A 25851-nucleotide genomic window follows, 5' to 3' on the forward strand; every position below is an offset into this window, starting at 1 on the left:
AAGAAAGCCTTAGTAAAAATGCAAGTAACGCAGTAGCCCAGCGAGCAGCAATAAGAGGCTTAGGAAAAAATGACCCTTCCTGTGCATAAAGAGAATGGCCACATACTCCCGCACTCCATTCCTCAGCCATTCGCGTAAACTCGCCCGTGCGCCGATGCCTGACATCTGGTAGAGGCCTTCCATATTCGCATAGAGCTGGCTGCGATAAAGATGGTAATTGCTGGTGATAAAAACAATTTTTGTCTTCTCCGACCAGAAGTTCTCCTCTTCTAATAGGAGCCGGCAATAGTAGAAGTTCCCGTGTGTGTTTTCGGCCTCCTCATCCAGCAAAATACGCTCCTCTTCTACCCCATGGGCGATAAGGTAATCTCGCATCCTGCTAGCCTCGCTCTTTTTCATATAGGGCTGCGTTCTGGCTCCCGAAACAATAATTTTGGGCTCTTTTTTATGGAGAAATTGCTGGCGGCTTAAGTAACTCAAAGCTTGATTGAGCCGACGCTTTAAAACATTGGTTAAGCTCCCATCCGGCTGCAAATTAGCCCCTAAAATTAAGACATAGTCCTTCGGCCCCTCATCCTCCATGAAGGTTAAGCGCACGGTCACCACGAGGTAGTTGATAAACAATAAGACATAGTAAGTCATCATGAAATCGGGAATTTTGACCCAGCGCTGAAATTCCCCCACGTGAAAGCCAAAAATCGCCAAGTAATGTAGGAGACAAATGGAAATTAGCAAGAGGCCTAAGGCAATGCCAATCGATAATTGCAAAAGATTTTGCTCCTTATGAAATAGGGTCCAAGCTTGGGCCACCATAAAGGAGCCGAAGAGAAACATCAATAGAGGCCCGATGGCACTGCCCATTTGCTCGAAAAAAAGCAAAAAACTTTGCAGGGGAGGGCTGGCCCAATTCAAATTCCAGAGAAAAGGAATCAGTAAAATGATAAAGCCAACCAAAGCCAGCAAAGTATCCCAAAGATTACGCGGCGCCATCACAAAAATGATGAAGGCCACTAAAACTAAGGCAAAACCGGTTAAGTAAAAAAGCATTAGACGCCCCCTTTTTTCGGGTCATGGTAGGTTTGGTAGACATATTGCTTTTTCACGTTCAGGCGTTTCGCCACATATTTAATCGCATCGTTCGTGCGGTAGCCCTTGGCCTCTGCCACTAGGGGGACCAGGTCTTTTAAGGGCAGGGCCTTATGCCGCTCCCAAAAATCATCCTCATCTTGGCCTTGGGCATTTTTTTGGCCGGCAATAAGCAGGCAGATTTCGCCTTTGGTACTTTCCTTCGCAAAGTAGGCCGCCAATTCACCGAGCTGACCTCGGTAAAAGGTCTCAAATTTCTTCGTCAATTCACGGGCCACCACGGCGGGACGCTCACCGCCAAAAACCCCCACCAAATTTTCCAAAGTTTTGGCCAAGCGGTAGGGAGATTCATAAAAAATTAGGGTTTCCGGACGACTTGCATAAGGCCGCAAAGCTTCGGCTTGGGCCTTTTTCTTCTTGGGTAAAAAACCGATGAAGGTAAAAGGCTGGCTAGCCAGACCACTCGCAACCAGCGCGGTGATGCCGGCACTGGCCCCAGGGAGGGGTAAGACAGGAAAGCCGGCCGCTAGGCAAGCTGCCACCAGCCCCCGTCCCGGATCCGAAATGCTGGGCATACCAGCATCACTCAGCTGGGCTAAGGTTTCGCCAGCTTCTAAACGTTGTAAAATTTCCGGCAAGCGCTCCTCATGCTTATGCTCCTGGTAGCTTAGCATGGGGGTTTCAATCCCAAAATGGGCGCGCAATTTACCTGTCTGCCGGCTATCTTCCACCAATAGTAAATCTGCCGACTGTAAAATGTCGACCGCCCGGTAGGTCAGATCACCTAAATTACCAATTGGTGTCGGCACTAAATATAAAACGCCCTCTTCTCTGGAACGGTAGCTATGCTGAATTTTCATCGGTTCACCTCCTAAAATTTTTTAATATCGGCTGCCTGAACGCCCGGGCATAGCACATAGGCTTGGCCCTTTTTCGGCTTGACACCTTGCTGGGTGAGATAGGCTAGTTTTTGCGGGCGCCGCAATTGCTTAAAGGCATATTCCCTGGCCATAGCTAGGCTTTTTTGGTCATATTTTTCAGCATAAATTAAACGGCAAGGCCGGCGAAAGGCAGGCCGGGTATATTTGGCTCCCTTCCCAGCATTGTGCGTCTTTAAGCGTGCTTTTAGATGGGGGGTGTAGCCAGTATACAAGGTCCCATCCTGGCAGGAGAGCACATACATGTAGTGGGCTTTTTTACTCATAAAGCTCCGCCCGTACAGCAGGATTCAGTTCATCAGCTTCATCATACATGATGGCGGGGGCTTCGACTTTCAGGCCATGCTGGCCCCCATTCTTCCGCCAGGCTAATAGCACCATATTTGCCAAAGTCCCCGGCTTAGGATGGATAAAGCGCAAGCGCTGCAAGCCAAAGCCAAATGCTTCCCCTGCAACCATTAATTCCTGCAGGCGGTCCGGCCGGTGCACCATAAATAACTGCCCCCGATTTTTCAATAAGACCCGGCTAACTCGAAATACATCTGTAAGGGTCATCGAAAGCTCGTGGCGGGCTTGGGCCTTGGCGGGATTAGGGTTTTTTAGGGAGGCAGGGAAAACCTTAAAGTAAGGGGGATTGCACGTGATAATATCACACATATCATGGCCTAATTTTTCCGGAGCTTCTGTAATGGAAGCCTCTAAAATATGAATTTGCTCCTCAAAACCATTCAAAGCAACTGAGCGCCTGGCCATGTCACAGAGGGGCGCTTGTATCTCGACACCCCAAATCTCGGCCGGATAGCGATCAGCTAAGCACAGGGGCAAGACTCCATTCCCCGTGCATAAATCAACGACCTTTTCCTTGGCTAGGCCTCGTAAATGGGTAAATTTAGCCAGAAAAAGGGCATCCGTTGAATAGGCTAAATAATTTTTGCTTTGAATAATTTTGAGAGGATGAGAACTTGGGAGCGTGTCCACACGCTCACCTGCTTCTAAACCTAAAACCACAACAACCTCCCCTATTTATCGCGTTTTCCTGCTAAAATATCCAAGCAGAACATGCATTGCTCCCCATGAGGCCGGCGTTGGCCATAGGAAATATTGCAGATATGGAAGCCATCTTCATAAATATTAGCCAAATTCTGCATGGCCTTGGAACGCTGCTCGGTTTGCTCCACCTGCTCCTTGGCCAGTTCCTTGTCGGTATAATTTTGCAATTTTTCCCGCAAGTAGGCATTCTCATCCCGCAATTGGTGATTAGTTAAAATCTGCTCATTCAATTCCTCTTCAATTTGGGTCAAACCTTCCGCAAGCAAGGCTAACTGATCTTGCATCTGCTCCATTTGCTTGGTCATAGGATGCTTATTCACAAATATTCCCTCACTTCACTCATGATACTTTCATTTTAGCACATGCCCCCCGAAAGAAAAACTCCCGCTCAGCTGACCGGTTTCTCCTGCCAGGCTTTTAAAACGACGTATTCCAAGACGCTCTGCACTTGGACATTAGCTTTGAGCATGGCTTGGGCCTTAGGGAGGGCGCGGCTGAGGCCAGCTAATTGCTGCTCACTGGCTTGCTGGAGGATATCTTGGTAGGTTTTTTGCTCGGCAGGGATGAGTAAGCCCTGGACGCCTGTTTCTGCTTCTAATTGCAGGTATTTCAAGTAAAAAAGATCCCGGCAGAACAGGAGCAGCATGTTAAGCAAGCGCTCGATATCAGCCGTTTCCTTACTGAGAGGAAGCCAAGTATTTATAATCATGGTCAAGGCCCTAGCGTCAGTTGTGAAAATATACAAAAGCCACTGCAAGGCCGCCTTATTCTGCCCCTGAAAGACTTCGTCAGCCAGCAAATTTTTAGCACTCAACCGATCATGGGTTAATTCTGCTAGCAATTCCTGGGTTTTGGCCGGCAAGTTTTCTTCTTTTAGCCAGACAAGGCGCTCTTTTTTGGGTATGGGTGGCAAATTAATCAATTGGCAGCGGGATTGAATGGTCGGCAGGAGGCCTTGGGGCTGGCTGGTGGTCAAAAACAGGTAGACCCCAGGGTAAGGCTCCTCCAAAAATTTCAGCATACTGTTTTGCGCTTGGGTCGTCAACCTTTCCGCATCTTCTAAAACAATGACCTTCTGCCCTTGGTTAATGGAGGTAAGGGCTAGTTCTTCCTTGATGTGCCGAATTTCATCTATTTTTAGCTTTTCGCCCTGATTCTCTAAAGTCAAAACGCCGGGAAAAGCCCCCGCTTGAATGAGCCGGCAAGTCCGGCACTCTCCACAAGGCAAGGGACCGCGTTCGCAAAAAAGCCCACAAGCCAAATACTCCGCCAAGGCTTCCTGCCCACTGCCAGGGAGGCCCGTAAATAAGTAAGCATGGGCCAATTGCCCACGCTCCAGCACCCCATCAAAGGCTCGTTTTATTGCTGCTTGCTGATGTTCAAGGGCCCACACGTGGCCATCTGCTTGCGTCATGCTAGCCTCCTTCACCTTCTAAACCTTGGGGAAAACGTTCCTCAATCGCTTGTTTAGCCAAGGTAAAAACCTCAGCCGGATTTTTTTCGGCAGGCAAGGCGACTATCCGCTGGCCCTCCGCCTGGTACAAGGCTTCGTAACCTGCCACCACCCGTTCATGGAAGGCCAAGGCCTCCAAATCTAAGCGATTCATTTCCTCAGAACGATGGGCTTGAATCCGCTCCAAGCCAACAGTAGCAGGCAAGCGCAGGTAGAGAGTGAGATCCGGTTGGACTGTTTCCAGGGCAAAGCGATTAATGGCGCGCACCGCTTCTACACCCAGGCCCCGGCCATAGCCTTGGTAGGCGAGGGAACTATCCACATAACGGTCACAAAAAACGACCTGCCCACGTACCAAAGCCGGGGTGATCACCCGGCTTAAGTGCTGGCAGCGACTCGCCGCATAGAGAAGCGCCTCGGCTTTCGGATCCAAGGCCCCATGCTTAGGATCCAAAATAACTTGGCGAATTTCCTCGGCCAAGGGGTCTCCCCCCGGCTCACGCGTCACCAGCAGCGGACGTTTTAACTGCGGCTCAAAATAGGCCACGAGTTTTTTAATGAGCGTCGTTTTTCCCGAGCCATCCGGCCCTTCAAAAGTGATAAACACAAGCTACCCTTCCTTCTAATCCATCTCCCGCCGACCTTCCAAGGCCCGAAACAGTGTGACTTCATCGACGTACTCGATGTCACTGCCCACCGACAAGCCATAAGCAATGCGGCTGACCTTAATACCGGCCGGCTGAATGAGACGCTTCAAGTAAGTGGCGGTGGCCTCTCCTTCAGCCGTGGCATTGGTGGCAATAATCACTTCCTTGACCTCCTGATCTTGCAGGCGTTCGAGCAGGCTTCGAATATTTAAATCCTCTGGCCCCCGCCCTTCCAAAGGCGACAGTACGCCGTGAAGCACGTGGTAGAGGCCCCGGTATTCCTGCATGCGTTCCATGGCAATGATATCCTGGGAGGTTTCCACGACCATAATTAAACTGCGGTCACGCTCCTCATCCCGGCATAGCCAGCAGGGGGACGCTTCGGTAATATTGCCGCAGATTTCACAAAAAGTAAGCTCGCGTTTGACATCGACCAGGGCGCGGGCAAAATCTAAAACGTCCTGTTCCTTCATATCTAAAATATAGAAGGCTAAGCGCGCCGCTGTTTTACTCCCAATACCCGGCAGCATCTTCAAACTTTCCATCAAACGCGCGATGGGATCTGGATATTGCAGCATGGAAAACCTCCTCTCGCCTCACCATACCGTCGACCTAAAAGCCGGGCAAGCCCCCGCCGAGTCCTTTGAAGAGATCAGCTTGCTTGTTATCCACCTTGGCTAAGGCTTCATTTACCGCTGTTAGCATTAAATCACTTAACATATCTGGATCTTCGGGGTCAATCACTTCGGGTTTCAAGTCGATGGCGAGGACTTTTTTAGCCCCGTTAACCTTCACTTGGACCATGCCGGTGGGATCTTGGCCCGTAAATTCCTGCTGCTCGAGGTCTTTACTCTTCTTCTCCATATCCGCCTGCATTTTTTGTGCTTGCTTCATCATTTTTTGCATGTTCATCATATTATTTGCCATAATTTACTCCTTTACTCTACGGTCTCATCGTCATCAATAATATAAATATTGTCCTTACCAAAAATTTCTTCTGCCATTTTCACGGCTTCGTTGCCCCCGTCCTTAGCTGAAGCTGTATTTTCCAGGACAGTTTCATCTGGGTCAGTGTTGGCATCTTGTGCCCCCGTATCACCAAGCAAATTAGCCAACTGACCAGCCTTCATGGCTTTCACATAACGCGCCCGGGCTTTTTCCCATTGCTCTGTAGTCAGCAAAAGCATTTTCCCCGGATGATCAGTCCAAGCCTCAATTTTCTCCTGAACCGTTTGCTGTAAGGCCTGGTCATCGGCTACCTTCTGGCAAAGCAAATCATAATCAAAGCGCAAAACAAAGTACTCGGGGGAAGCAGCTGCTGGGAAAGTCTGCTGCAAGAGGGCAGCCTGTACCGTAGGCAGGGAAGCGATAATATCCGGCCAAACGGCTTCGATTTGCCGGCGATCGGTATTTGTCGCGGCTTGCAAGGTTTTAAAAATCAAATGGTAGCGGGGTTCAAATTCAGCGACCTGCCCCCTAGCCTTAGGCCGACTGGGTGCTTGCGGTAGGGGCTGGGTGGATTCACTCGCCACTGGCCCTTCCTTGACCGCCTTTTTCAAGGCGGCGACTTCGGCTTGTAATTGTTTCACCTGCATGTGGTCAGCCGCTTCGGCTTCTTTTTCCTTGGGGGCTTGGCTAGCCTTAAAGTGACTAGCGGCTAATTGCATCGTCAGTAAATCCAAAATAATTTGCGGCTGGCTCGCAAAACGTAAGTCACTCACCCGCTCTAATACAAGCTCCTGCATGCCATTCAATTCTTCGCGCGTCAAGGCCGCACTCAAAGTGAAGAAGGCATCAGGATAAGGCCGGCTCCAAACGTCAGCATCAGCGCCCAGCATCTTCGCCAAGTAGAGATCCCTCAAGAAAAAGAGCAATTCTTCGAGGAAGCGATGTGGCTCGCCGCCCGCTGCCAGCATACCTTCTAAAGTGGCTAAGGCCGCCTCCACGTCTTCCTCATGAACCGCCTTAATATAAGCGGTCAATTGGTCTTCGTTCAAACTCCCCGTAATAGTGCGGGCTGTTTCTGCCGCAATTTTCCCTTCCGAAAAGGATAACACTTGATCCAGTAAACTCAAAGCGTCGCGCATGCCCCCATTCGCCGTGCGAGCAATAATATGGAGGGCTTCGTCTTCCGCTTTTAGGCCTTCTTCTTTTAGAATTTTTTCTAAATGCTTTTCAATATCAGCCGTATCCAGGCGCTTGAAATTAAAACGCTGGGTTCTGGAGATAATCGTAGCGGGAATTTTATGGGGCTCCGTCGTCGCTAAAATAAAAATAACATTCTCAGGAGGCTCCTCTAAGGTTTTGAGTAAGGCGTTGAAGGCCCCTTGGGAGAGCATGTGCACCTCATCAATAATATACACCTTGTAAGTAGCCTCAGTAGGCGCATAGCGGGCTTTATCCCGGATATCCCGAATCTCCTCCACCCCATTGTTTGACGCGGCGTCAATCTCAATCACATCGGCCAAGCTGCCCTGGGTAATTGCTTGGCAAAGCTCACAAGTATTGCAAGGCTCCCCATCTTCTTGATTGGGGCAATTAATGGCCTTGGCAAAAATTTTTGCCGCACTCGTTTTCCCCGTCCCCCGCGGACCGGTAAAGAGATAGGCGTGGCTGGTTTGCTGGTGGCGGATCGCATTTTTCAGCGTCTTAGCCACGGCATCTTGGCCCACCAGATCACTGAAACGCTGGGGCCGCCACACCCGATATAAGGCCTGATAGCTCATGAGGTCACCTGCTTCCTTTCTAGATACTCTTCTATAGTATAACAAATTTTGCGTCACAAGACACGGTGGATCAGCTCCTCAAATTTTTCGACTAAAAACAAAAAATGCTTTTCAGACGCCTTCTTTTCCCAATGCAAATAAACAAATTTTTCATGAAAGCTTGTCCTGAGGGTCGGGAGTAGGAACAATATTTACTTTTTGGTAAGCAATCTTCTCAAAGCCTCTAGATTTTTCCTGAGATACCAGATATAGTATTAAGTGACTAAGGCAAACACTATAAGTTGTGCCTACTTTAAGCCAAGGAGGATTATTATGTTACAAGAACACCCCACTAACACGGCAGTTCCCACCAAAATCGCTGTGGGTTTAAAGCAAATCACCAAGCGTGATGGCCGCCGGGTGAACTTTCGACCTTCACAAGTGCAAGTCGCTCTAAAAAAAGCCCTTGGCAATGCGGACCAAGATATTAAAACTCTCTATGAGGAAGTTTTGGCTTACTACCAAACGGAATATGAAGAAAAAACGACTGAAAACATGGCCTATGCCATCGTTCATGTCTTAAAGGCGCATTCCTATACGGAGGCGGCCCATCGTTTTCAGAAATACCGCAGCCATAAAATTAATGACCACGACCGGCAAATGGATGTCAATGTGAAATTAAAGGAATTTAGAGCCGGTGATAAACGCGTCTTGAACGAGAATGCCAATAAGGACTCACGGGTTTTCAATACCACGCGGGACTTGACGGCCGGCGTGAGTGCTAAGGCGCTCGGCTTGAATATGATGCCCTGGGCCGTGGCCAATGCCCACTTGAAGGGAGATATTCACTTCCACGACCTCGACTACTCACCCTATTCACCGATGACCAACTGCTGCTTAATTGATTTTAATGAAATGCTCTCCAATGGCTTTCACATTGGGAATGCGGAAGTTGAGTCACCCAAATCCATTAACACGGCCTGCGCTCAAATTGCGCAAATTATTGCTAACGTAGCCTCTTCCCAATATGGGGGATGCTCGGCCGACCGAATTGATGAACTCTTGGCTCCCTACGCCCGTCTTAACTTCCAAAAGCACCTCCAATTTAGTGAGGATTGGATTGAGGATGCAGTAAAAAGGGAGCAATATGCCTATACTAAAACCAAGAAAGACATTTACGATGCCATGCAAAGCCTGGAGTATGAGATTAATACCCTCTACTCCTCTAATGGGCAAACGCCATTCACCACTTTGGGCTTTGGCTTAGGGACGGATTGGTTTGCCCGAGAAATTCAAAAAGCCATCCTCAATGTCCGCATTGGAGGCCTGGGCCGGGAAAAGCGGACTGCTATCTTCCCTAAATTGATTTTCTCTATTCGCCGGGGCACCAATCTCGAACCGCGGGACCCCAACTACGACATTAAGCAATTGGCGGTCGAATGTGCCACCAAACGGATGTACCCAGATGTTTTAATGTATGACAAATTAATCGAATTGACGGGGAGTTTTAAAACACCAATGGGCTGCCGTTCCTTCCTTCAAGGCTGGTGGGACGAAAATGGCCAAGAAGTTAATAGCGGACGCATGAATTTAGGGGTCGTGACCTTAAATATTCCCCGCATTGCTATGGAAGCCAACCATAAAAAGGAAGACTTCTACGCCCTCTTAGAGGAACGCTTAAAGCTCATGGAAAAAGCCCTCCTCTACCGAGTGGAACGTACCAAGGAAGCCAAACCAGAAAATGCCCCCATCCTCTACCAATATGGCGCTTTTGGCAAACGACTCAATGAAGAAGACGACGTCGATGAAGTTTTCAAAAATAAACGTGCGACTGTTTCCCTAGGCTATATTGGCCTCTATGAAGCAGCGACTTGCTTCTATGGTCCCAATTGGGAGCACAATGAGGAAGCCAAGGCCTTCACCGTGGACATTGTGCGCCGCTTGAAGGAAGCTGCCGATCGCTGGGGCGAGCAATACGGCTATCATTTCAGTGTCTATAGCACACCAAGTGAGAGCCTGACGGATCGCTTCTGCCGCTTGGATACGGAGAAATTTGGCCTAGTCAAAGACATCACCGACAAAGGCTACTATACGAATAGCTTCCACTATGACGTCCGGAAAAATCCTTCGCCTTTTGAAAAATTAGAGTTTGAAAGTCCTTATCCCAAGTATTGTAGCGGTGGCTTCATTCACTACTGCGAATACCCCAACCTGCGGCAAAATCCAACAGCCCTAGAAGCAGTTTGGGACTTTGCTTATGACAAGGTGGGGTACTTAGGAACCAATACTCCGATTGATCGCTGTTATGAGTGTGATTTTAAGGGCGAATTTCTACCCACAGAACATGGCTTTAAATGCCCTCAATGCGGGAACACCGATCCGGAAACCTGTGACGTGGTCAAGCGGACCTGCGGCTACTTAGGCAATCCTAATATTCGACCCATGGCAGAAGGCCGCCACAAGGAAATTGCTTCCCGCGTGAAACATATGCCGACTGATTAGCTTTAGATAAGGAAGGTGAGACTTTGCGCAATCCAAAACCTAAAGAATGGACCGCAGAACGCTTTTCTAAACAGATGATTGCTGACTATAAGCCCTTCAATTTTGTGGACGGGGATGGGGTGCGCTGCAGTATTTACGTGAGCGGCTGCCCCTTCGCCTGCAAGGGTTGCTATAATAAAATTGTGCAAAACTTTAATTATGGCGTGCCTTATACCGACGAATTGGAGGAGCGCATCCTCAGTGATCTCGCCAAACCCTACTGCCAGGGCCTAACGCTCTTGGGCGGCGAGCCTTTCTTAAATACCCAAGTCCTGAACCGCCTCGTTAAAAAGGTACGCGAGCGTTTTGGCGACCAAAAAGATATTTGGAGTTGGAGCGGCTATTACTATGAAGAATTGCTCCAGGAAACCGAAGACAAACTTTGGCTTTTAAAGCATATTGATGTCCTTGTCGATGGGCGTTTTGAATTGGCCAAAATGGATTTAACCTTGCGTTTTCGTGGCAGCTCTAACCAAAGAATTATTGATGTGCCCGCCTCGCTGGCCAAAAACGAACTGGTCCTATGGCAAGACGGGACTTATGATGACTTTTAAGGGTGAATCCTCCCCGCTTCTGGGGGAGGATTTTTTAGCATAGGAATAGCTTTTTTGCCCAAATATCGGTACAATGAATGTACTTAGAGCGTTTACGAAACGCCCACTAAGCTGAAGGAGGATAACATGAAAAAATTAGGAGTTATGATTAACCCCATCGCAGGGATGGGGGGCCGGGTTGGCTTAAAAGGAACAGATGGCCAAGCGGTTCTCGAAGAAGCGCGTAGGCGGGGCGCCCAACCAGAAAGCGCCAAAAAGGCTGCCAAAGCCCTGAGTGCCCTAGCAGAAATCAAGGATGACCTGATCGTTTACGGAGCCAGTGGCGACATGGGCGAAAAACCTTGTCAAGAAGCCGGCCTGAATTTTGAATGCGTCTATGAAGTAGAAGGCGAAAGCCAAAAAGAAGATACCTATGAATTAGCCAAGCGCCTCCTAGACAAAGATCTAGATTTAATCCTTTTTGCTGGGGGTGATGGCACTGCCCGTGATCTCGTGAATACGATCGGGCTAAAAATTCCAGTCATCGGTATTCCGGCCGGTGTGAAGATTCACTCTCCCGTCTATGGGCGCACCCCAGAAAATGCAGGAGAGTTAGCCTTAAAAGTCTTAACCGACCAACGCATCGCCCTGCAAGAAGAAGAAGTGATCGATATTGAGGAAGAAGCCTTCCGCCGTGATGAAATTCATACGAAGGTTTACGGCTTCCTGAATGTGCCTTACGATGAATCCTTCATGCAGGTGACGAAATCCATTTCCCCGCAATCCGACCAAGCCGCCCAAGAATCAGCGGCCCTCACCGTCATTGACCAGATGGAAGATGACGTCTACTACATTATTGGCTCAGGCTCCACCACCAGTCGCATTATGGAAGAATTAGACCTGCCCGTCACCATGCTGGGGGTCGATATCATTAAAAATAAGGAACTGGTTGCCAAAGACGTCTATGACCAGCAAATTTTAGAGATTATCAAAGACGCGCCTACGAAGTTAGTGGTCACGCCTATGGGAGGCCAAGGCTATCTCTTCGGCCGTGGGAATCAGCAAATTTCTGCCGCCGTGCTCGCTAAAATTGCTAAGGAAGATATTACCATTGTCTCCACGCCTAGCAAATTACATACCCTAGAGGGCCGGCCATTAATTGTCTATACCGGTGACGAAGCCATTGACCAAAAAGTCTGCGGCTACTACCGTGTCATCACCGGCTACGGGCAATTTAGCATGCACCGCGTCGTTTCCGCTACAGCCCTACAATAAAGCACATTTCAGGGAGAGAGGAGGGTTTGGGATGGTTATTTTCTATGATGATATGACCTGGCACCAATTTCACCTTTGGATCGGCGTTGACCGCCAAAAACACCTGCGTTTTATTCGGCGGGAGCAAGACGTTGAGAATTTTAATTTAGAGGAAATTCCTGGCACTTATGTCCGTTCCACGGAGAGTGTCCAACCCGTCGTCCAGCAGCTTTTGGCTTATTTTTCTGGGGAATTAAAAAATTTCCAACTACACTACCCCAAGGCGGTGGGAACCCCCTTCCAGGAGCAAATCTGGGCAACCCTCCGGCAAATTCCCTATGGTGAAACACGCACTTACCAAGATATTGCGAGAAAAATAGGGAAGCCAACTGCTTGCCAGGCGGTGGGCCAAGCAATCAGTCGCAATCCCTATCTGATCGTGACCCCCTGCCACCGGGTCATTGGCAAAAATGGCCATTTAATTGGTTTCTCCAGTGGCTTAGATATGAAAAAAGCCCTGCTCAATTTAGAGCAAGGCATCACGTCCTTAAACGTCTAGTCTTCACTAGACGTTTTTTCTTCTTCAGCTTCTTTTTCCCCATCAACAAGGACATCTAAAACAAGGGCAATGGCCAACACCAAAGGCTCAGCAGCTTGGTCCTTGACACTTAAAACAAAGCTATCCCCAATGCTTAAAAATTTCCGCCGAATTTCACCAATCCGGTCCCCGTCCACATTGATGTGGTAATTGTAATCCAACAAATTCCCCTTGACTTGTACGGTACCCGCATCACTGTCCACTTGCAGGCGACGCCGCATGGGCGACCATTTACTCTTCAAGGTTAACTCCTCGCCCGAAGCAAGGCGGCAGCGGAAATGCGGAAAAATATGAAAATGTAATTTCTTCAAGGCGAAAACTTCGTGGCCCTCAGCATCCCAAACCTTGAAACGCTTGGTCCACAAGCTAAATTTTTGCTTCACCTGGTAGCGCACTTCACCCGCATCGTCTTTGACTTCGTATTGATCAAACACTTTAAACAATTTCTGGCGCAAGATTAATTCCCGCATGCTAACCTCCCAGCCCTTTGGCTATAACAAAATGTGAGTAAGCAATTTAAATAAAAAAAGAGGCTTGGCCTCTTCCTAGCTTACAGCACAAGAAGGAAAATGCTTAGGGCTGCTTCGTTCCCGATCTGACCCGGTTCACACTTCCATCTTTGCCATAAGGTCTTTCGACAATTATAGTATAGCAAAGCTTTCCTACTTATGCAAGTAAAAATGCCCAAGATCACACGATCTGGGCATATAATGCTTAAGCTTCTTGCATATCCTTCAACTTCATAATCCGAGTTTTCGTGGATCTTTCTTCTTCTTCCAATTTGGCTTCAATATAAGCAATCGTCTCTTCAGTATCAGGAATCATCCGGTACTCGAGGGCGTTAACTCGGCGACGGGTGCTTTCGATTTCGTCTGCCATTAATTGGCAAGTTTTTTCGATCTCACTCAGTTCCAGTAATTTGGGCATCATCGCACTCAAAACGTCAATAGCTTCATCCAATTCACTGGAGGTATTTAAGTAGCCGTAAGCAAATTTTTCATTTTTGCTCTCCTGCTCTTCGGAGTAATTGAAGTCCATTTTGGGGACGTCAACACTCATGACGTTTTCCTTGCGAATATGCAAGCTCACTTCCTTGGTGGGAATGGCCGTCAATTCATCGATGAAAGCCTCATTCATCAAGCTGGAAGCCAAGACAAAATTTTGCAGGGCTCCGGTTAAGCCATCTTCGACATCTTTCCGCAATTCATTATTTTCCTTAATGAGGTCAATGAATTGGCGCATCAATTCGTCTTGCTTATCCTTGAGGAGTTTATGCCCACGCGTGGCAATCGTTAAGGACTTCTTGAGATTCCTCAACTCCATCCGCGTTGGCTTCACATTTAAGGCGTTAGCCATAATGCATCACGCTCCTTTGGCTTCGCTATCAGTTTCTGGATAATACTTGTCGACCAATTTATCACTGATCCGGGTCAACTCACCCTTCGGTAGGATGGAGAGGAGTGACCAGCCTAATTCCAAGGATTCAAAAATGTCCCGGTTGGTATCGAAGCCTTGGTTGACATATTCGTTTTCGAAGCGGTCGGTAAATTTCAAGTAGAGGCGGTCGGTATCAGAAAGGGCTGATTCCCCTAAAACAACAGCCAATTCTTTCGCTTCTTTACCTTTAGCGTAGGCAGCGAACAACTGGTTCATGGTGTCGGCGTGGTCTTCACGCGTCTTGTCCGCCCCAGTCCCCTTATCCTTCAAACGAGATAGGGAAGGTAAAACGTTGATTGGTGGTTTGATCCCGTTGTTATTCAACTCATTATCCAGAATGATTTGCCCTTCCGTAATATAACCTGTTAAGTCAGGAATAGGGTGGGTGATATCATCTTCTGGCATGGTGAGAATTGGGATCTGGGTCACTGAACCCTTGGCGCCACGAATCCGACCGGCCCGCTCATAAAGCGTAGCTAAGTTCGTGTACAAGTAGCCTGGGTAACCACGACGGCCAGGCACCTCACGGCGGGCAGCGGAAACTTCCCGCAAGGCCTCACAGTAGTTCGTCATGTCCGTTAAGATAACCAAAACGTGCATGTCCTTTTCATAAGCGAGGTATTCGGCAGCCGTTAAGGCAATTTTTGGCGTGGCCAAACGTTCAATCGCTGGGTCATCCGCCAAGTTCACAAACATAACGGAACGGTCGATCGCGCCTGTTTCTTGGAAGGAGTTTTCGAAGTATTGCGCTTCTTCAAAAGTAACCCCCATCGCCGCAAAGACGACAGCAAATTGCTCATCATCGTTCAAAACGGTCGCTTGACGGGCAATCTGAGCGGCTAATTCCTTGTGGGGCAAGCCTGAGCCGGAGAAAATTGGTAGCTTTTGGCCCCGCACCAAGGTGTTCATGTGGTCAATGGTTGACACCCCGGTTTGAATAAATTCGTCGGGGTAGTCACGCGCCATCGGGTTGATCGCTTGGCCGTTAATATCCCGCATTTCATCCGGAATAATTTCAGGACCGCCATCGGTCACATTCCCTAAACCATCAAAGGTCCGGCCAATCATGTCTTCGGAAACCCCAAACTCGAGTGGACGGCCTTTAAAGCGCACTTTGGTATCGCGCAAGTTTACGCCAGAACCGCCCCCGTAAATTTGGACAACCGCTTTGTCTTCTTGAATTTCAAGAACTTGGCCGACGCGGGTATTGCCGTCTTGGGTTTGAATTTCAACTAATTCGTCATAACCCACATCCTTGACATCGTCAACGATCATCAACGGTCCATATACGTCTGTAACGGATTTATATTCTTTTAACATTATTTAGCCCCTCCCTTCTGAATCACTTCTTTCATTGCAGGTGCAATGGCATCGTGGAGTTCATCTAATTTTTCAATTTCTTCTTCAGGAGTGTATTTCATCCGGTCAATGCGTTCGCGGATGTCTTGGGTGCCCTTCATGATTTCATCATAGTAGGCCCCCAACTTCATGGCCTCACGCGCCTCAGCTTCAAAGGTTAGAATAATATCTAACATCTTGAATTGCTTTTCGCTTGAGGTGGTCGTGTCAACCTCGTTGAAGGAGTTTTGCTGGAGGTAAGCTTCCCGAATAAGGGCCGCAATAACCAAGGTCAAACGGTCCGATTCGGAGAGGGAATCGACCCCAACCAGGCGAACAATTTCTTGTAAGCCATCTTCTTCTTGCAAGGTAGACATTGCCGAACCGACCATACCACTCCAGTCTTCGTCAATTTCCTTGGAGATATTTTTGGTCACATCGTCCAAGTAAAGTGAGTAAGAATCTAGCCAGTTAATTGCTGGGAAGTGACGGCGTTGGGATAAGGCCGAGTCTAAGCCCCAGTAAACCTTGACAACGCGCAAGGTGTTTTGGGTAACCGGCTCAGAAGTATCCCCACCAGGAGGCGAAACAGCCCCAATAGCGGTGACCGCACCGGTACGCTCTTCTTGGCCCACTGTTTTTACAATCCCGGCACGTTCGTAGTATTGGGCAATACGGGAACCGAGATAAGCAGGGTAACCTTCGTCACCAGGCATTTCTTCCAGACGGCCCGATAATTCACGCAAAGCTTCCGCCCAACGTGAGGTGGAGTCCGCCATGATAGCGACTGAATAGCCCATGTCGCGGTAGTATTCTGCAATCGTAATACCGGTATAGATCGAAGCCTCCCGTGCAGCCACCGGCATGTTCGAGGTATTGGCGATCAGAACGGTCCGCTCCATGATGGATTTCCCAGTATCGGGGTCAATCAATTCGGGGAACTCGTTCAACACGTCGGTCATCTCGTTACCACGTTCACCACAACCGACATAAACCACGACGTCCGCTTCCGCAAACTTTGCGATTTGGTGCTGCAAAACAGTTTTCCCTGCCCCGAAAGGTCCAGGAATCGCTGCTGCCCCACCCATCGTAATGGGGAAGAAGGTGTCGACCACCCGTTGCCCGGTGGACATAATTTTATCGGGTAGTAATTTTTCCTTGAAAGGACGGCCGATCCGGACGGGCCATTTTTGGGATAGGCCACATTCTTTTTCTTCGCCGTTTTCTAATTCAACGACATAAACCGTGTCATCAAGGTTAAAGTCTCCGCTTTGAATGTCTTTGATTTTACCTTGCACACCTTGGGGTACCATAATGCGGTGTTCAATAATATCACTTTCTTGAACGGTTCCGACAATGTCCCCTGCTTCGACTTGGTCGCCCGCTTTAGCGGTCGCTTTGAAGCTCCATTTTTTCTTGCGGTCGAGTGGGTCAACTTGGGCACCCCGGACGAGGTAGCTCGAATCCGTGGCTTCCATAAATTCCTCTAATGGACGTTGAATCCCATCGAACATCTTCGTTAATAGTCCTGGTCCAAGTTCCACAGATAAAGGCGCACCGGTTGGTCGGACTTCTTCGCCTGGGGTTAAGCCAGACGTTTCCTCATAAACCTGAATCGAAGCGACATCACCGTGCATTTCGATGATCTCACCCATCAGGTTTAATTTACCCGCATAAACAATTTCTTGTACTGCGGCGTCTTCCATACCAGAGGCTTTAATCAGTGGACCTGAAACTTCAACAATTTTCCCTGATTTCAAATTGTTTCCTCCCTCTTAATCGTACTAGCTGCCTAGAGAATATTTTGTCCGACAGCCTTCTCGACATTATCCTGCACGCGCTGCATGCCAATGCCTTCACTCCCTTGGTGACTGGGAATCAAGATAATCGCCGGCACGACTTGCGTATCATAATGCGCAATGGTCTCAGGAATCGTTTTAGCGATGGATTCCGTGAGGTAGATAATGCCGTACTCGTCTTTGGCGAGTTCGTCAATCTTTTCACGCGCTTCCTTCCCATCATTAATGGGGTAAGCATCAAAGCCTAGCAATTGAAAAGGAAGCACGACGTCTTTTTCACCAACGACACCAATTTTATGAGCCATAGATAGGTCGCATCCTTTCTTCGATTGCTTCGTGATCAAGATTATTATCCAAGCCAACGAGGATTAAGCGTACATTGGTGATTTCATTTTCCAAATAGTACAAGTAAGCGATCGTTGGTAGCGGCCCAAAGGCTTTTAATTGGGCTCCTTGCATTTCTTCAGCCAGTAATTCTTCAATTTTGGCTTCCAGGTCAACCACATCCGTGTTTTCATCAGTTTTTAGAACGTCTTCCAAGCCAGCGCCCAGACGTGTCCGTTTAAAGCTTTCCGCAATAGCCGCATAGTTTTTCTCGGTGGCAAATTGGGAAAGTTCATCGACAGGAATGGTCCCGTGGTCGCTTAAGACCGAACGGATAAAGGCAGCAGGACGTTCTTGGTGCATGGCACGAATGAGCATGGCCAAGTTTTCAAAATTAATGACTGTATCCGTAAAGGCCGTTACTTCAGGATCCGCGATGCCATCGGCCAACTCCCGCATATTATCTAAATAGGCGGAATCTAATATAATAGCAATCGCATCATAGGAATGATGAGTCTCAAAGTGTTGGCGAACGTCTTGGATGCCTTGAAGCATGGCATGATCCATACCGTCGCCTGCTCCCGTCCTGACGGCACTCCGTAGGCTTTCAATGCTATGACGGCCGATCGGAATATACATCGCTTTGAAATCTTTCTCGGCATACCATTCCTTAAAGAGAACCTTCAAATTGTGATATTCATAGCGCAAAGCATAGAAATCAATCACGCGGCGATCAGGTGTCGCCTCATAGAGGTCATCATATACTTCACGAAGGCGTGCCATGAGGAATTGATCAAAATTTTTCGTTTGTTCAATATCATCAGGGATGTGGTATTCACTCTTGCGTAAGACATTAAGCGCATCTGCTAAGGAGCTTGCCTGGAGCATCGTGTTGTAATCCGCTGGCGCTAGTAAATCATTTTCTAGCACGCGAATTGTGACATTCAAACCCGCATAGGCTGTTTTTTCCATGTTGCTCACTCCTCTCTAAGCAAATACTTGACGTGAAATTTCCTGGGATAGGCTATCCTCTTCTTCTTCGATTAATTGATCAAAGGTAAAGTTATAATCCATGCCTTTTTGTGCGAGGATAAAGCCGGCTTTCTTAGGCAAGACGTGATCCGCTAGACTGACTTGTGAGAATTTCTCTTGCAATTTTTCTAGCATACCAGCATCGACTTGGCCTTTGCTGCGTTCACCCAGCACAATTTCTGTCGCTTGATCCTTAGGGATGCTGCCGAGGGCCTCTTCAATCAGAGCCATAAAGTCTTTGGCATCCATTTGGGTCATTTGATCGACAGCTTTTGCAAATGTCTCATGAATTAAATGCTGCTTCTCTTCCAAGTAGCGATTGCGAAGCTCATTATTATAACTTTGCTTCAAGCGCTCTAACTCCCGTTTTGCACGCTCATCTAGCGTTTCTTTTTCACGTTTGGCCTTCGTTTTCACTTGTTTTTCTTGCTCAGCGAAACGAGCCGCTAATTTTTCTTTTTTCTGGTCGAAATCGGCTTCGACTTCGGCTTTGACCTTGTGTAAAACATCTTGGGTTAATTCATTAATATCTGCCATGAGCTGCCTCCTTTCTGTTTTAAGTGGTTCATGAAATTAGCCCACATTAATAACAAGAAGTAGGGACATAACGAAGCCTAAGATCGCGTAAGTTTCCACCATTACGGCGTACACGATCGCGTTCGCCATGTTTTCAGGGCGTTTAGCTAAAATTTGCATCCCAGCAGCAGCCACTTGACCTTGGTAGCGAGCAGAAATCCAGCCGACAATCGCAACAGGAAGGGCAGCAGCGAGTAGAATTAAACCATTTTCCAAAGTAATTTCTTGGCCAAGACGTAAGTAAATTAAGAAACCAACAACGAAGCCGTAAAGACCTTGCGTACCAGGTAGCAATTGTAGGATCAAGGTTTGGGCAAATTTTTCGGGTTGGTCTTTCGTTAAAGCAACAGCGGCTTCCCCGGCTTCACCAACACCGCGAGCTGAACCCATCCCTGAGAAGAAGGTTGCAACAGCAACGGCTAAGTATGCAAAGATTGGGCCACCATTCTCGACTAAAAAGCTAATCCAGTTTTCCATGAGTATACCTCCAATTTATTATTTCTCTTGATTCATTAAACGAACATATTTTTGTAATGTGTCAATCGGCTTGAATTCACGGCCCCCCGATTCGAAGAATTTACCGAAGAACTCAACGAAGATCAAACGTAAGCCGTGGACATAAGCACTCAAGGCAGATAAGAAGAAGTTAAAGCCTTGGAGAGCCACAATCAGGATAAGCCCGATGGTAAAACGAATCGGTGTGGGGAAAAAGCCCACCAGCATGTTGAATGCCATCGCAATACTACCACCAGCAATCCCTAGGGCCATCAAACGCGTGTAGCTGACTAAGTCCCCAATATAGCCGGAAACCCCATAAATATTGTAGAGACCCAGAACTAAGGCCACGCCTTTTTTCTTTTGGAAAATGAGTGGGAAAATAATCATTCCCGCAAAGCCAATAATGGTTGCCCATTTACCAATCGTTGCCATGACGCCGATCTTCAATGCCACCCCGCCGATCCAAGCAATGAGGCCTAGCAAGGTCACAATCCAGCCAAAACCATCTGACCAGAAGGAATCGATATTCCCGCGTTTCGCTTCGAGGTAGGACTTGATCATCAAAGCCACTACCAAGTGAACGACCCCGATCCCAACGGACAAGCCCATGAGGACAATCGCATCTTCTGTTGGGCTAATCACACCGGTAGGAATACTTTCCCCGAAGAAGGAACCGTAAAGCAAACCAACAATCATGCTCGGGTAGGAAACCACATAAGCCAGATCGACGAGTTCCTTCCCTTGGCCCGTCAAGTCCATTTTCTTCTTGGCAAAGAGGGTCATGAGCCACAGGATTAAGCCGTAGCCAAAGTCCCCCAGCATCATCGCAAAGAAGATCATGTAGAACCAAGTGATGAAAGGTGTCGGGTCAATTTCCCGGTAGTTGGGCATGCCATACATGCGCACAACAGTTTCAAAGGGCCGGTTCAAGGCATTGTTCTTCAGCTTGATTGGCACTTCATCTTGTTCAATTTCTTCTTCAGAAATTTCTTCTTTTTTCAACGCATAGTGGTGTTCGCCAATTTGCCGGTCTAAGCGACTGATCACTTCATCGGTGTCCTCCACATCGCACCAGCCTGTTAAGTAGAGCAAATAGTCATTTTCATAAGTTAATTCTTGGGCTAATGCTCGCTGGGCCTGGCCGTAAAATTCTTCAGCTGCCAAGCGAATACTGTCACGGTACTGATTGGAAGACTTCAGCTCTTCGACTGTCTCCTCTTCAGCTCGGATTAGACCTTTACGCTTTTCTTCTAGGTCCTTAAACACTTGATCCGGACGCTCTTCATAAGGGTAGGGCCATTCTTGGAAATGGTGACGGGAGAGGGTACTCATCACGTCTTCCAGTTTCCCCGGCTTGGCTACTGCCACTAAGCCAATTTCATCGTCATTGGAGTAGACTTCTGTTAAGGCCAAGTCCTTTCCACAGGCCTCTTTTAATTCGCGCCAGGTCGTGTTGTTTTGATCATTAGGAATCACACCCAACGCCACATCGAAGTATTTCATATGATAGAGTTCATTCGGAGAAGCAGCCAACCCACGCCAATTAGCGACGCGACTCTGCTCTTCTTCAATATGGGCTCTTTTGTCTTGAATATCATGGCGTTTTTCACGCAAGCGTTCGATCGTTTCGATCTGCTGGATCGCTTTATCATGGTCCACTTCTTGGTGCAGCTTATCCATGGAATACGTTGGACGTTGGGCGGTTAATTTCTGCCAGAAAGGCAAGTCTTTGCCGTAGCGAGACAGCTCAACTAAAGCTCGTTCAGCACGATGGTAGAGGTCGATATAACTGGCATAAGCTTTGGAATGTGTCCCGGTCTTTGGTTGGTCAGCGTCAGCCTCTTCTTCAGCTGGCAATTGCCCAACTTCGACATTTTGCAAATCTTGCAATGTCCGGATCAGCTCATCCTTAAATTCGGGCTTAGACACTAGCGATAATTTTTGCATTTTAGCTATTGCCATATCGTTTATTCACCTCCTCGATGACGTAAGCGACCATCGTTTGCTCTTTCTTGGCAAATTGGGTTCGCATCTGATCGATTTCTTTTTCTTTTTCCGCCTTTGCAGAAGCCTTGTAATTATCGAAGGCCTCCCGCACATTCTTCGCTTTTTCTGCTTTGAAGTGCTCAACATCGGCGTGTGCTTCTTCCTTTAAATGATCGAGTTTTTCTTGGAATTCTTGCTTTAAATCAGCAATTTTCCTCTCATGATCGTCCTTGATTTGCTGGGCTTGTTCTTCAGCCTTGATAACCTGATCAATGGTTTGCTCTGCCAAAATTACACCCCCTCACCTTCTTAAAAACCTTTGCCACGCTTTCCTTAGCTAAAATTCTTTTCCCCGTTTTGCCCCTCCTTATTTCGCTTTTGGTTGGTCTTTTTTCGCCGTAGATCAGCAAAAAACTGCTTCAACAGTTGGCTTGCATCCTCCAAGAGCACGCCTCCTGTCGTTGGTACCTGATGATTAAAGCGCTCATCGGCCAGCAAATTCATCAAGGAGCCTGCTGTGCCTGCCTTCGGATCATAAGCACCAAAATAGCAATGCCTGATGCGAGCATTAATCATTGCCCCCGAACACATGGGACAAGGCTCAAGCGTCACATAGACATCAACATCATAAAGTCGCCAGCGCCCCAAATTTTGATTGGCCTGGCGAATGGCTTGCATTTCGGCATGGCCGGTCGCATCCTTGGTCATTTCCCGGCGATTGTAGCCGCGACCAATAATCTGACCGTCATAAACAGCCACGGCCCCGATGGGTACTTCGCCCTCTTGGCGGGCGCACTGGGCCTCTCTGAGGGCCAAGCTCATAAAATATTCGGGACTACCTTCTGGGTATGTGGCCACACTCATGCCTAACGCTCCTTATTCCAATGGCTAAAATGATGTACTGGTCGACTGGATCTAAGCCAGCTCGCCCAAGTCCTATTCATTAAATCCAACGAAATAGAACCAACCAGCTGCTACTAGTGTATCATATTTCCCTAGGCAAAATACAGTTTTGCCCTTGTTTTTTCTATTTTATAAACACTTACAATTCCTTAGTGGCGCCTTTTTAGCCCCTGGAAATGTCTTTTCAAGAGCGCTATAGTTTATTTTTAACATAATAAAAAAGCCAAAGCAAAGTTTAACTTCACTTTGGCTTTGGCCTTTAAATAATCATGCTCGCCAGTTTTAGGAGGCGGTGGGCATTTTTCTTATTTAACCAGCCTTTTTTCTGGGCGTTTTTGCTGGCTTTTTTCGCCTGCTTTGCCACTTCCCCTTTTTTCTTGCTGGCTTCTTTTTCGAGGTGCTTCTTCGCTTGGCCGGCTTTATCCTTCGTATCCTCAACGAATCGACTGAGCGTTTGATCTTGGTCTTCTTCGTAAAGGGCTAATACGGTAATCGCCGCTAGGCCTGCTAAGGCGCCAATCGAAATGAGGGCAATTTTCTTGTTCTTATCCATCCTTGATCCCCTTTCTCAATATTAAGCCTAGTATAAAAAATTCAAGGCCACAAGACAAGTCAAATGGCTAGACTTCGACTTCATCATGCAATAATTCATCTACCGTTTGCTTAAACTCCTGCCCATCAGCATGTTTCACCCGAATGTACAAGTCCCCTTGGCGGGCACCGACGATGACTTCATCGTGGGGGTGGAGGCGTTGGCTGAGAATTAAATCAGCGAGAGGATCTTCCAAATGGGCTTGCATGTAGCGTTTAATCGGACGGGCCCCATACTTCGCGTCGAAGCCTTCCTTGGCAATGGTCTTGACCCCACCATTCGTGAGCCTTAAGTGAATATCTTGACGCCCCACTTGAGTATTCAATTGCTGGGCAAATTTCTTCACAATGGCTTCGATATTTTCTTCGGAAAGTTGGTGGAAGACCAGTAATTCATCGACGCGGTTCAAAAATTCTGGCCGGAAGGCCTTCTTCAATTCCTCCCGAATGCGCTTGTTCATGGTGTCGTAGTCCTCATAGATATTTCCTTGGTTAAAGCCGACAGTCTTCTCATCCCGCAAAGCTGTGGCCCCCAAGTTAGAGGTCATGATAATGATGGTATTGCGGAAATTGACTTGCCGACCTTTGCTGTCCGTAATATAGCCATCATCTAAAATTTGCAGGAGCAAGTCGAAGATATCGGGGTGGGCTTTTTCCACTTCATCGAAGAGGATCACCGAATAAGGATGCTGGCGAACTTTCTCCGTCAGCTGGCCGCCTTCTTCAAAGCCTACATAGCCGGGCGCCGAACCAATCATCCGGCTGGTACTATATTTCTCCATAAATTCCGACATGTCCACACGGATTAACTGCCGCTCGGAGCCAAAGAGTTCCTCTGCCAGGCTCTTGGCGAGTTCCGTTTTCCCGACACCCGTAGGACCGAGGAACATAAAGGAGCCAATCGGCCGGTTAGGGTCTTTGATGCCACTATGAGCCCGCCGCACTGCTCGTGCCACGGCCCGCACGGCCTCGTCTTGGCCCTTAACCCGTTCATGCAGGTGCTCTTCTAGTTTCATGAGGCGTTGGTGTTCGGCTTCGGTTAGCTTCGTCACCGGCACCCCTGTCCATTGGGCGATAATTTGGGCCACATCTTCTACCCCCAAGACTAATTGCTCATGAACTTCCGCCTCATAGCGTTTCTTCATAGCCGCTAGATCTTGGTGGTGTTTTTCTTTTTCATCATAGTAGTGCTTACTGGCCGGGAAATCCTTGGCCTGCATGGCCTCATTCAATTCTTCACTGAATTGCTTAATTTTATTTTTAATGGCCTGGTGCTTCTTAGCAAAGCTGTGCTTATAGCCAGCTTCCAGGCGTTTCGTGGCACTGGCCTCATCCATGATATCAATGGCCTTATCTGGTAAGAAGCGGTCTGAAATGTAGCGCGCGCTCATGGACACACAGGCTTCAATCGCTTCATCCGTAATGCTTAGGCGGTGGAATTTTTCATAAGGCGCCCGAATACCTTTCAAAATTTCAACGGTCTCTGCTTGGGTCGGCTCTTCCACCATAATTTTTGCAAAGCGACGCTCCAGGGCAGCATCCTTTTCAATGTATTTTTGGTACTCGTTAAGGGTAGTAGCCCCAATGACTTGCACCTCCCCGCGCGCCAGCGCCGGTTTTAGAATGTTCGATGCATCAATGGTGCCTTCTGCACCCCCTGCCCCAATAAGGGTATGCAATTCATCAATAAAAAGAATCACTTCCCCGTCTTGGCTCACCTCATCGAGCAGGTGTTTCATGCGGTCTTCAAATTCACCACGATATTTGGTCCCAGCAATCAGGGCTCCCATATCAAGCATCAAGAGCTTTTTATGGGCTAAATGATCGACGATCTGCCCCTGGGCAATTGCTAAGGCTAAACCTTCCACGATAGCAGTTTTCCCCACTCCAGGTTCGCCCACTAATACCGGATTGTTTTTCGTCCGCCGACTTAAAATTTGCAGCAGGCGCCGCTCTTCCACCTCCCGACCGATAATCGGGTCTAAATGCCCTTCTTCAGCTTGTCGGGTGAGGTCTTTGCTCACTTTATCCAAGGTGGGCGTCTCGCTTTGACCGCCAATAGTAGCTTGCTTTGGCCTGCGACCGCTAGGCTGGCGACGGCGTTGTTTCCCCTCACCTTCCGAGAGGCCCATAATTTGGTAGAGATCTTCGTGCAATTTATTGATATCCACCGTCAAATTACGCAAAATACGCACGGCCAATATTTCTTCCGCAATTAAAGCCAACAGCAAATGCTCCGTGCCAACGAGCGGCACATTGAAACGCCGGGCTAATTTTTGACTTTGGTAGAGAACCTTTTTTGCACGCGGAGAATAGATAGGTTCTGCTTCATCGAAGGAAGCACTATCCACACCATAGCCCACCACAAATTCAACTTCTTCTACCACGAGTTCGTATTCTGGCAGTTGCTTCTTCAAAGCATCATAGGCAATGCCCTCCCGCTCCCGGTAAAGGCCCAAGAGCAAATGCTCCGTGCCCACAGCTTTGTGCTTAAAATGCTTCGCTTCTTCGAAGGCATACTGCAAAGCATTTTTGGCTTTTTGGGTAAATTTTTCCATTATC

General features: G+C 48.0%; 27 protein-coding genes and 1 other RNA gene. 4 read left to right on the plus strand and 24 right to left on the minus strand.

Features of this window, described 5'->3' with window-relative positions:
- Positions 1 to 9: 9 nt before the first annotated feature.
- From WF803_RS02170 to dnaX, 10 genes are all read right to left on the minus strand, one after another.
- Complete coding sequence (locus WF803_RS02170; RefSeq protein WP_489611494.1) at positions 10 to 1047, minus strand: YdcF family protein; 1038 nt, start codon at positions 1045 to 1047, stop codon at positions 10 to 12.
- The gene (gene rsmI / locus WF803_RS02175) at positions 1047 to 1946 is read right to left on the minus strand and encodes a 16S rRNA (cytidine(1402)-2'-O)-methyltransferase (RefSeq protein ID WP_489611495.1); all 900 of its coding nucleotides are present in this window, start codon (positions 1944 to 1946) and stop codon (positions 1047 to 1049) included. The genes WF803_RS02170 and rsmI overlap by 1 nt, the downstream gene beginning before the upstream one ends.
- A gap of 11 nt (positions 1947 to 1957) precedes the next feature.
- Entirely contained in the window at positions 1958 to 2290 is a 333-nt protein-coding gene (locus WF803_RS02180) for a GIY-YIG nuclease family protein (RefSeq protein ID WP_489611496.1), read from the minus strand.
- A complete protein-coding gene (locus tag WF803_RS02185) occupies positions 2283 to 3032 on the minus strand; it encodes a tRNA1(Val) (adenine(37)-N6)-methyltransferase (RefSeq protein ID WP_489611497.1) in 750 nt (249 codons plus the stop codon). The genes WF803_RS02180 and WF803_RS02185 overlap by 8 nt, the downstream gene beginning before the upstream one ends.
- Before the next feature lie 11 nt (positions 3033 to 3043).
- On the minus strand, positions 3044 to 3379 hold the full coding sequence (locus WF803_RS02190; RefSeq protein WP_489611498.1) for an initiation control protein YabA: 336 nt from the start codon (positions 3377 to 3379) through the stop codon (positions 3044 to 3046).
- 83 nt (positions 3380 to 3462) lie between these two features.
- Positions 3463 to 4488: a DNA polymerase III subunit delta' gene (gene holB, locus WF803_RS02195; protein WP_489611499.1), complete on the minus strand. Its 1026-nt coding sequence runs from the start codon at positions 4486 to 4488 to the stop codon at positions 3463 to 3465.
- Between the two features lies 1 nt (position 4489).
- Positions 4490 to 5134 carry a dTMP kinase gene (gene tmk, locus WF803_RS02200; protein ID WP_489611500.1) on the minus strand — a complete coding sequence of 215 codons (645 nt, stop codon included), beginning with the start codon at positions 5132 to 5134 and terminating at the stop codon, positions 4490 to 4492.
- A gap of 15 nt (positions 5135 to 5149) precedes the next feature.
- On the minus strand, positions 5150 to 5749 hold the full coding sequence (gene recR, locus WF803_RS02205) for a recombination mediator RecR (protein ID WP_489611943.1): 600 nt from the start codon (positions 5747 to 5749) through the stop codon (positions 5150 to 5152).
- A 37-nt stretch (positions 5750 to 5786) separates the two neighbouring features.
- Positions 5787 to 6101 (minus strand): YbaB/EbfC family nucleoid-associated protein, encoded by a 315-nt coding sequence (locus WF803_RS02210; RefSeq protein WP_489611501.1) that lies wholly within the window; start codon positions 6099 to 6101, stop codon positions 5787 to 5789.
- A gap of 11 nt (positions 6102 to 6112) precedes the next feature.
- Positions 6113 to 7900, minus strand: coding sequence for a DNA polymerase III subunit gamma/tau (gene dnaX / locus WF803_RS02215; RefSeq protein WP_489611502.1), 1788 nt, complete (start codon positions 7898 to 7900; stop codon positions 6113 to 6115).
- Between the two features lie 312 nt (positions 7901 to 8212).
- On the opposite strand from dnaX, the gene nrdD reads away from it, so the two are divergent.
- The 4 genes from nrdD (at position 8213) to WF803_RS02235 (ending at position 12766) form a co-directional block, all read left to right on the plus strand.
- Complete coding sequence (gene nrdD / locus WF803_RS02220; RefSeq protein ID WP_489611503.1) at positions 8213 to 10381, plus strand: anaerobic ribonucleoside-triphosphate reductase; 2169 nt, start codon at positions 8213 to 8215, stop codon at positions 10379 to 10381.
- A 74-nt stretch (positions 10382 to 10455) separates the two neighbouring features.
- Entirely contained in the window at positions 10456 to 10974 is a 519-nt protein-coding gene (gene nrdG / locus WF803_RS02225) for an anaerobic ribonucleoside-triphosphate reductase activating protein (RefSeq protein ID WP_489611944.1), read from the plus strand.
- A gap of 126 nt (positions 10975 to 11100) precedes the next feature.
- Positions 11101 to 12228: an ATP-NAD kinase family protein gene (locus WF803_RS02230; protein ID WP_489611504.1), complete on the plus strand. Its 1128-nt coding sequence runs from the start codon at positions 11101 to 11103 to the stop codon at positions 12226 to 12228.
- A gap of 31 nt (positions 12229 to 12259) precedes the next feature.
- Positions 12260 to 12766, plus strand: coding sequence for a methylated-DNA--[protein]-cysteine S-methyltransferase (locus tag WF803_RS02235; RefSeq protein WP_489611505.1), 507 nt, complete (start codon positions 12260 to 12262; stop codon positions 12764 to 12766).
- On the opposite strand, the gene WF803_RS02240 is transcribed toward WF803_RS02235, so the two are convergent.
- The 14 genes from WF803_RS02240 to WF803_RS02305 all read right to left on the minus strand — a co-directional run bounded on the left by WF803_RS02240 (position 12763) and on the right by WF803_RS02305 (position 25847).
- Entirely contained in the window at positions 12763 to 13275 is a 513-nt protein-coding gene (locus WF803_RS02240) for an LURP-one-related/scramblase family protein (RefSeq protein WP_489611506.1), read from the minus strand. The two genes, WF803_RS02235 and WF803_RS02240, sit on opposite strands and share 4 nt — an antisense overlap.
- Positions 13276 to 13349: 74 nt before the next feature.
- Positions 13350 to 13436, minus strand: an RNA gene (gene ffs, locus WF803_RS02245) — signal recognition particle sRNA small type.
- Positions 13437 to 13519: 83 nt separating this feature from the next.
- Positions 13520 to 14161, minus strand: coding sequence for a V-type ATP synthase subunit D (locus tag WF803_RS02250; protein ID WP_489611507.1), 642 nt, complete (start codon positions 14159 to 14161; stop codon positions 13520 to 13522).
- A 6-nt stretch (positions 14162 to 14167) separates the two neighbouring features.
- Positions 14168 to 15562, minus strand: a complete 1395-nt coding sequence (locus WF803_RS02255; RefSeq protein ID WP_489611508.1) for a V-type ATP synthase subunit B — start codon at positions 15560 to 15562, stop codon at positions 14168 to 14170.
- Complete coding sequence (locus tag WF803_RS02260; protein ID WP_489611509.1) at positions 15562 to 17340, minus strand: V-type ATP synthase subunit A; 1779 nt, start codon at positions 17338 to 17340, stop codon at positions 15562 to 15564. Before WF803_RS02260 ends, WF803_RS02255 begins: the two co-directional genes overlap by 1 nt.
- A gap of 32 nt (positions 17341 to 17372) precedes the next feature.
- Positions 17373 to 17684 (minus strand): V-type ATP synthase subunit F, encoded by a 312-nt coding sequence (locus tag WF803_RS02265; protein WP_489611510.1) that lies wholly within the window; start codon positions 17682 to 17684, stop codon positions 17373 to 17375.
- On the minus strand, positions 17674 to 18675 hold the full coding sequence (locus WF803_RS02270) for a V-type ATPase subunit (protein ID WP_489611511.1): 1002 nt from the start codon (positions 18673 to 18675) through the stop codon (positions 17674 to 17676). Before WF803_RS02270 ends, WF803_RS02265 begins: the two co-directional genes overlap by 11 nt.
- A gap of 15 nt (positions 18676 to 18690) precedes the next feature.
- Positions 18691 to 19272, minus strand: coding sequence for a V-type ATP synthase subunit E (locus WF803_RS02275; RefSeq protein WP_489611512.1), 582 nt, complete (start codon positions 19270 to 19272; stop codon positions 18691 to 18693).
- 36 nt (positions 19273 to 19308) lie between these two features.
- A complete protein-coding gene (locus WF803_RS02280; protein ID WP_489611513.1) occupies positions 19309 to 19788 on the minus strand; it encodes a V-type ATP synthase subunit K in 480 nt (159 codons plus the stop codon).
- Positions 19789 to 19806: 18 nt separating this feature from the next.
- Positions 19807 to 21771, minus strand: a complete 1965-nt coding sequence (locus WF803_RS02285; protein WP_489611514.1) for a V-type ATP synthase subunit I — start codon at positions 21769 to 21771, stop codon at positions 19807 to 19809.
- Positions 21758 to 22084 carry a hypothetical protein gene (locus WF803_RS02290; protein WP_489611515.1) on the minus strand — a complete coding sequence of 109 codons (327 nt, stop codon included), beginning with the start codon at positions 22082 to 22084 and terminating at the stop codon, positions 21758 to 21760. Before WF803_RS02290 ends, WF803_RS02285 begins: the two co-directional genes overlap by 14 nt.
- Before the next feature lie 44 nt (positions 22085 to 22128).
- Complete coding sequence (gene tadA / locus WF803_RS02295; RefSeq protein WP_489611516.1) at positions 22129 to 22659, minus strand: tRNA adenosine(34) deaminase TadA; 531 nt, start codon at positions 22657 to 22659, stop codon at positions 22129 to 22131.
- A gap of 298 nt (positions 22660 to 22957) precedes the next feature.
- Positions 22958 to 23251, minus strand: a complete 294-nt coding sequence (locus WF803_RS02300) for a hypothetical protein (protein WP_489611517.1) — start codon at positions 23249 to 23251, stop codon at positions 22958 to 22960.
- 67 nt (positions 23252 to 23318) lie between these two features.
- A complete protein-coding gene (locus tag WF803_RS02305; RefSeq protein WP_489611518.1) occupies positions 23319 to 25847 on the minus strand; it encodes an ATP-dependent Clp protease ATP-binding subunit in 2529 nt (842 codons plus the stop codon).
- Positions 25848 to 25851 lie beyond the last annotated feature (4 nt).

Source organism: Aerococcus sp. BD502 (genome assembly GCF_057919555.1).

Coding starts and splice junctions, on each gene's coding strand:
- WF803_RS02250 (WP_489611507.1), bottom strand. CDS start 14,161: ATGGCTAACGCCTTAAATGTGAAGCCAACGCGGATGGAGTTGAGGAAT.
- WF803_RS02235 (WP_489611505.1), top strand. CDS start 12,260: ATGGTTATTTTCTATGATGATATGACCTGGCACCAATTTCACCTTTGG.
- WF803_RS02305 (WP_489611518.1), bottom strand. CDS start 25,847: ATGGAAAAATTTACCCAAAAAGCCAAAAATGCTTTGCAGTATGCCTTC.
- WF803_RS02210 (WP_489611501.1), bottom strand. CDS start 6,101: ATGGCAAATAATATGATGAACATGCAAAAAATGATGAAGCAAGCACAA.
- WF803_RS02275 (WP_489611512.1), bottom strand. CDS start 19,272: ATGGCAGATATTAATGAATTAACCCAAGATGTTTTACACAAGGTCAAA.
- WF803_RS02255 (WP_489611508.1), bottom strand. CDS start 15,562: ATGTTAAAAGAATATAAATCCGTTACAGACGTATATGGACCGTTGATG.
- nrdG (WP_489611944.1), top strand. CDS start 10,456: ATGATTGCTGACTATAAGCCCTTCAATTTTGTGGACGGGGATGGGGTG.
- holB (WP_489611499.1), bottom strand. CDS start 4,488: ATGACGCAAGCAGATGGCCACGTGTGGGCCCTTGAACATCAGCAAGCA.
- WF803_RS02230 (WP_489611504.1), top strand. CDS start 11,101: ATGAAAAAATTAGGAGTTATGATTAACCCCATCGCAGGGATGGGGGGC.
- WF803_RS02280 (WP_489611513.1), bottom strand. CDS start 19,788: ATGGAAAACTGGATTAGCTTTTTAGTCGAGAATGGTGGCCCAATCTTT.
- WF803_RS02300 (WP_489611517.1), bottom strand. CDS start 23,251: ATGGATAAGAACAAGAAAATTGCCCTCATTTCGATTGGCGCCTTAGCA.
- WF803_RS02180 (WP_489611496.1), bottom strand. CDS start 2,290: ATGAGTAAAAAAGCCCACTACATGTATGTGCTCTCCTGCCAGGATGGG.
- tadA (WP_489611516.1), bottom strand. CDS start 22,659: ATGAGTGTGGCCACATACCCAGAAGGTAGTCCCGAATATTTTATGAGC.
- rsmI (WP_489611495.1), bottom strand. CDS start 1,946: ATGAAAATTCAGCATAGCTACCGTTCCAGAGAAGAGGGCGTTTTATAT.
- WF803_RS02170 (WP_489611494.1), bottom strand. CDS start 1,047: ATGCTTTTTTACTTAACCGGTTTTGCCTTAGTTTTAGTGGCCTTCATC.
- dnaX (WP_489611502.1), bottom strand. CDS start 7,900: ATGAGCTATCAGGCCTTATATCGGGTGTGGCGGCCCCAGCGTTTCAGT.
- WF803_RS02190 (WP_489611498.1), bottom strand. CDS start 3,379: ATGACCAAGCAAATGGAGCAGATGCAAGATCAGTTAGCCTTGCTTGCG.
- WF803_RS02270 (WP_489611511.1), bottom strand. CDS start 18,675: ATGGAAAAAACAGCCTATGCGGGTTTGAATGTCACAATTCGCGTGCTA.
- WF803_RS02285 (WP_489611514.1), bottom strand. CDS start 21,771: ATGGCAATAGCTAAAATGCAAAAATTATCGCTAGTGTCTAAGCCCGAA.
- nrdD (WP_489611503.1), top strand. CDS start 8,213: ATGTTACAAGAACACCCCACTAACACGGCAGTTCCCACCAAAATCGCT.
- WF803_RS02265 (WP_489611510.1), bottom strand. CDS start 17,684: ATGGCTCATAAAATTGGTGTCGTTGGTGAAAAAGACGTCGTGCTTCCT.
- WF803_RS02240 (WP_489611506.1), bottom strand. CDS start 13,275: ATGCGGGAATTAATCTTGCGCCAGAAATTGTTTAAAGTGTTTGATCAA.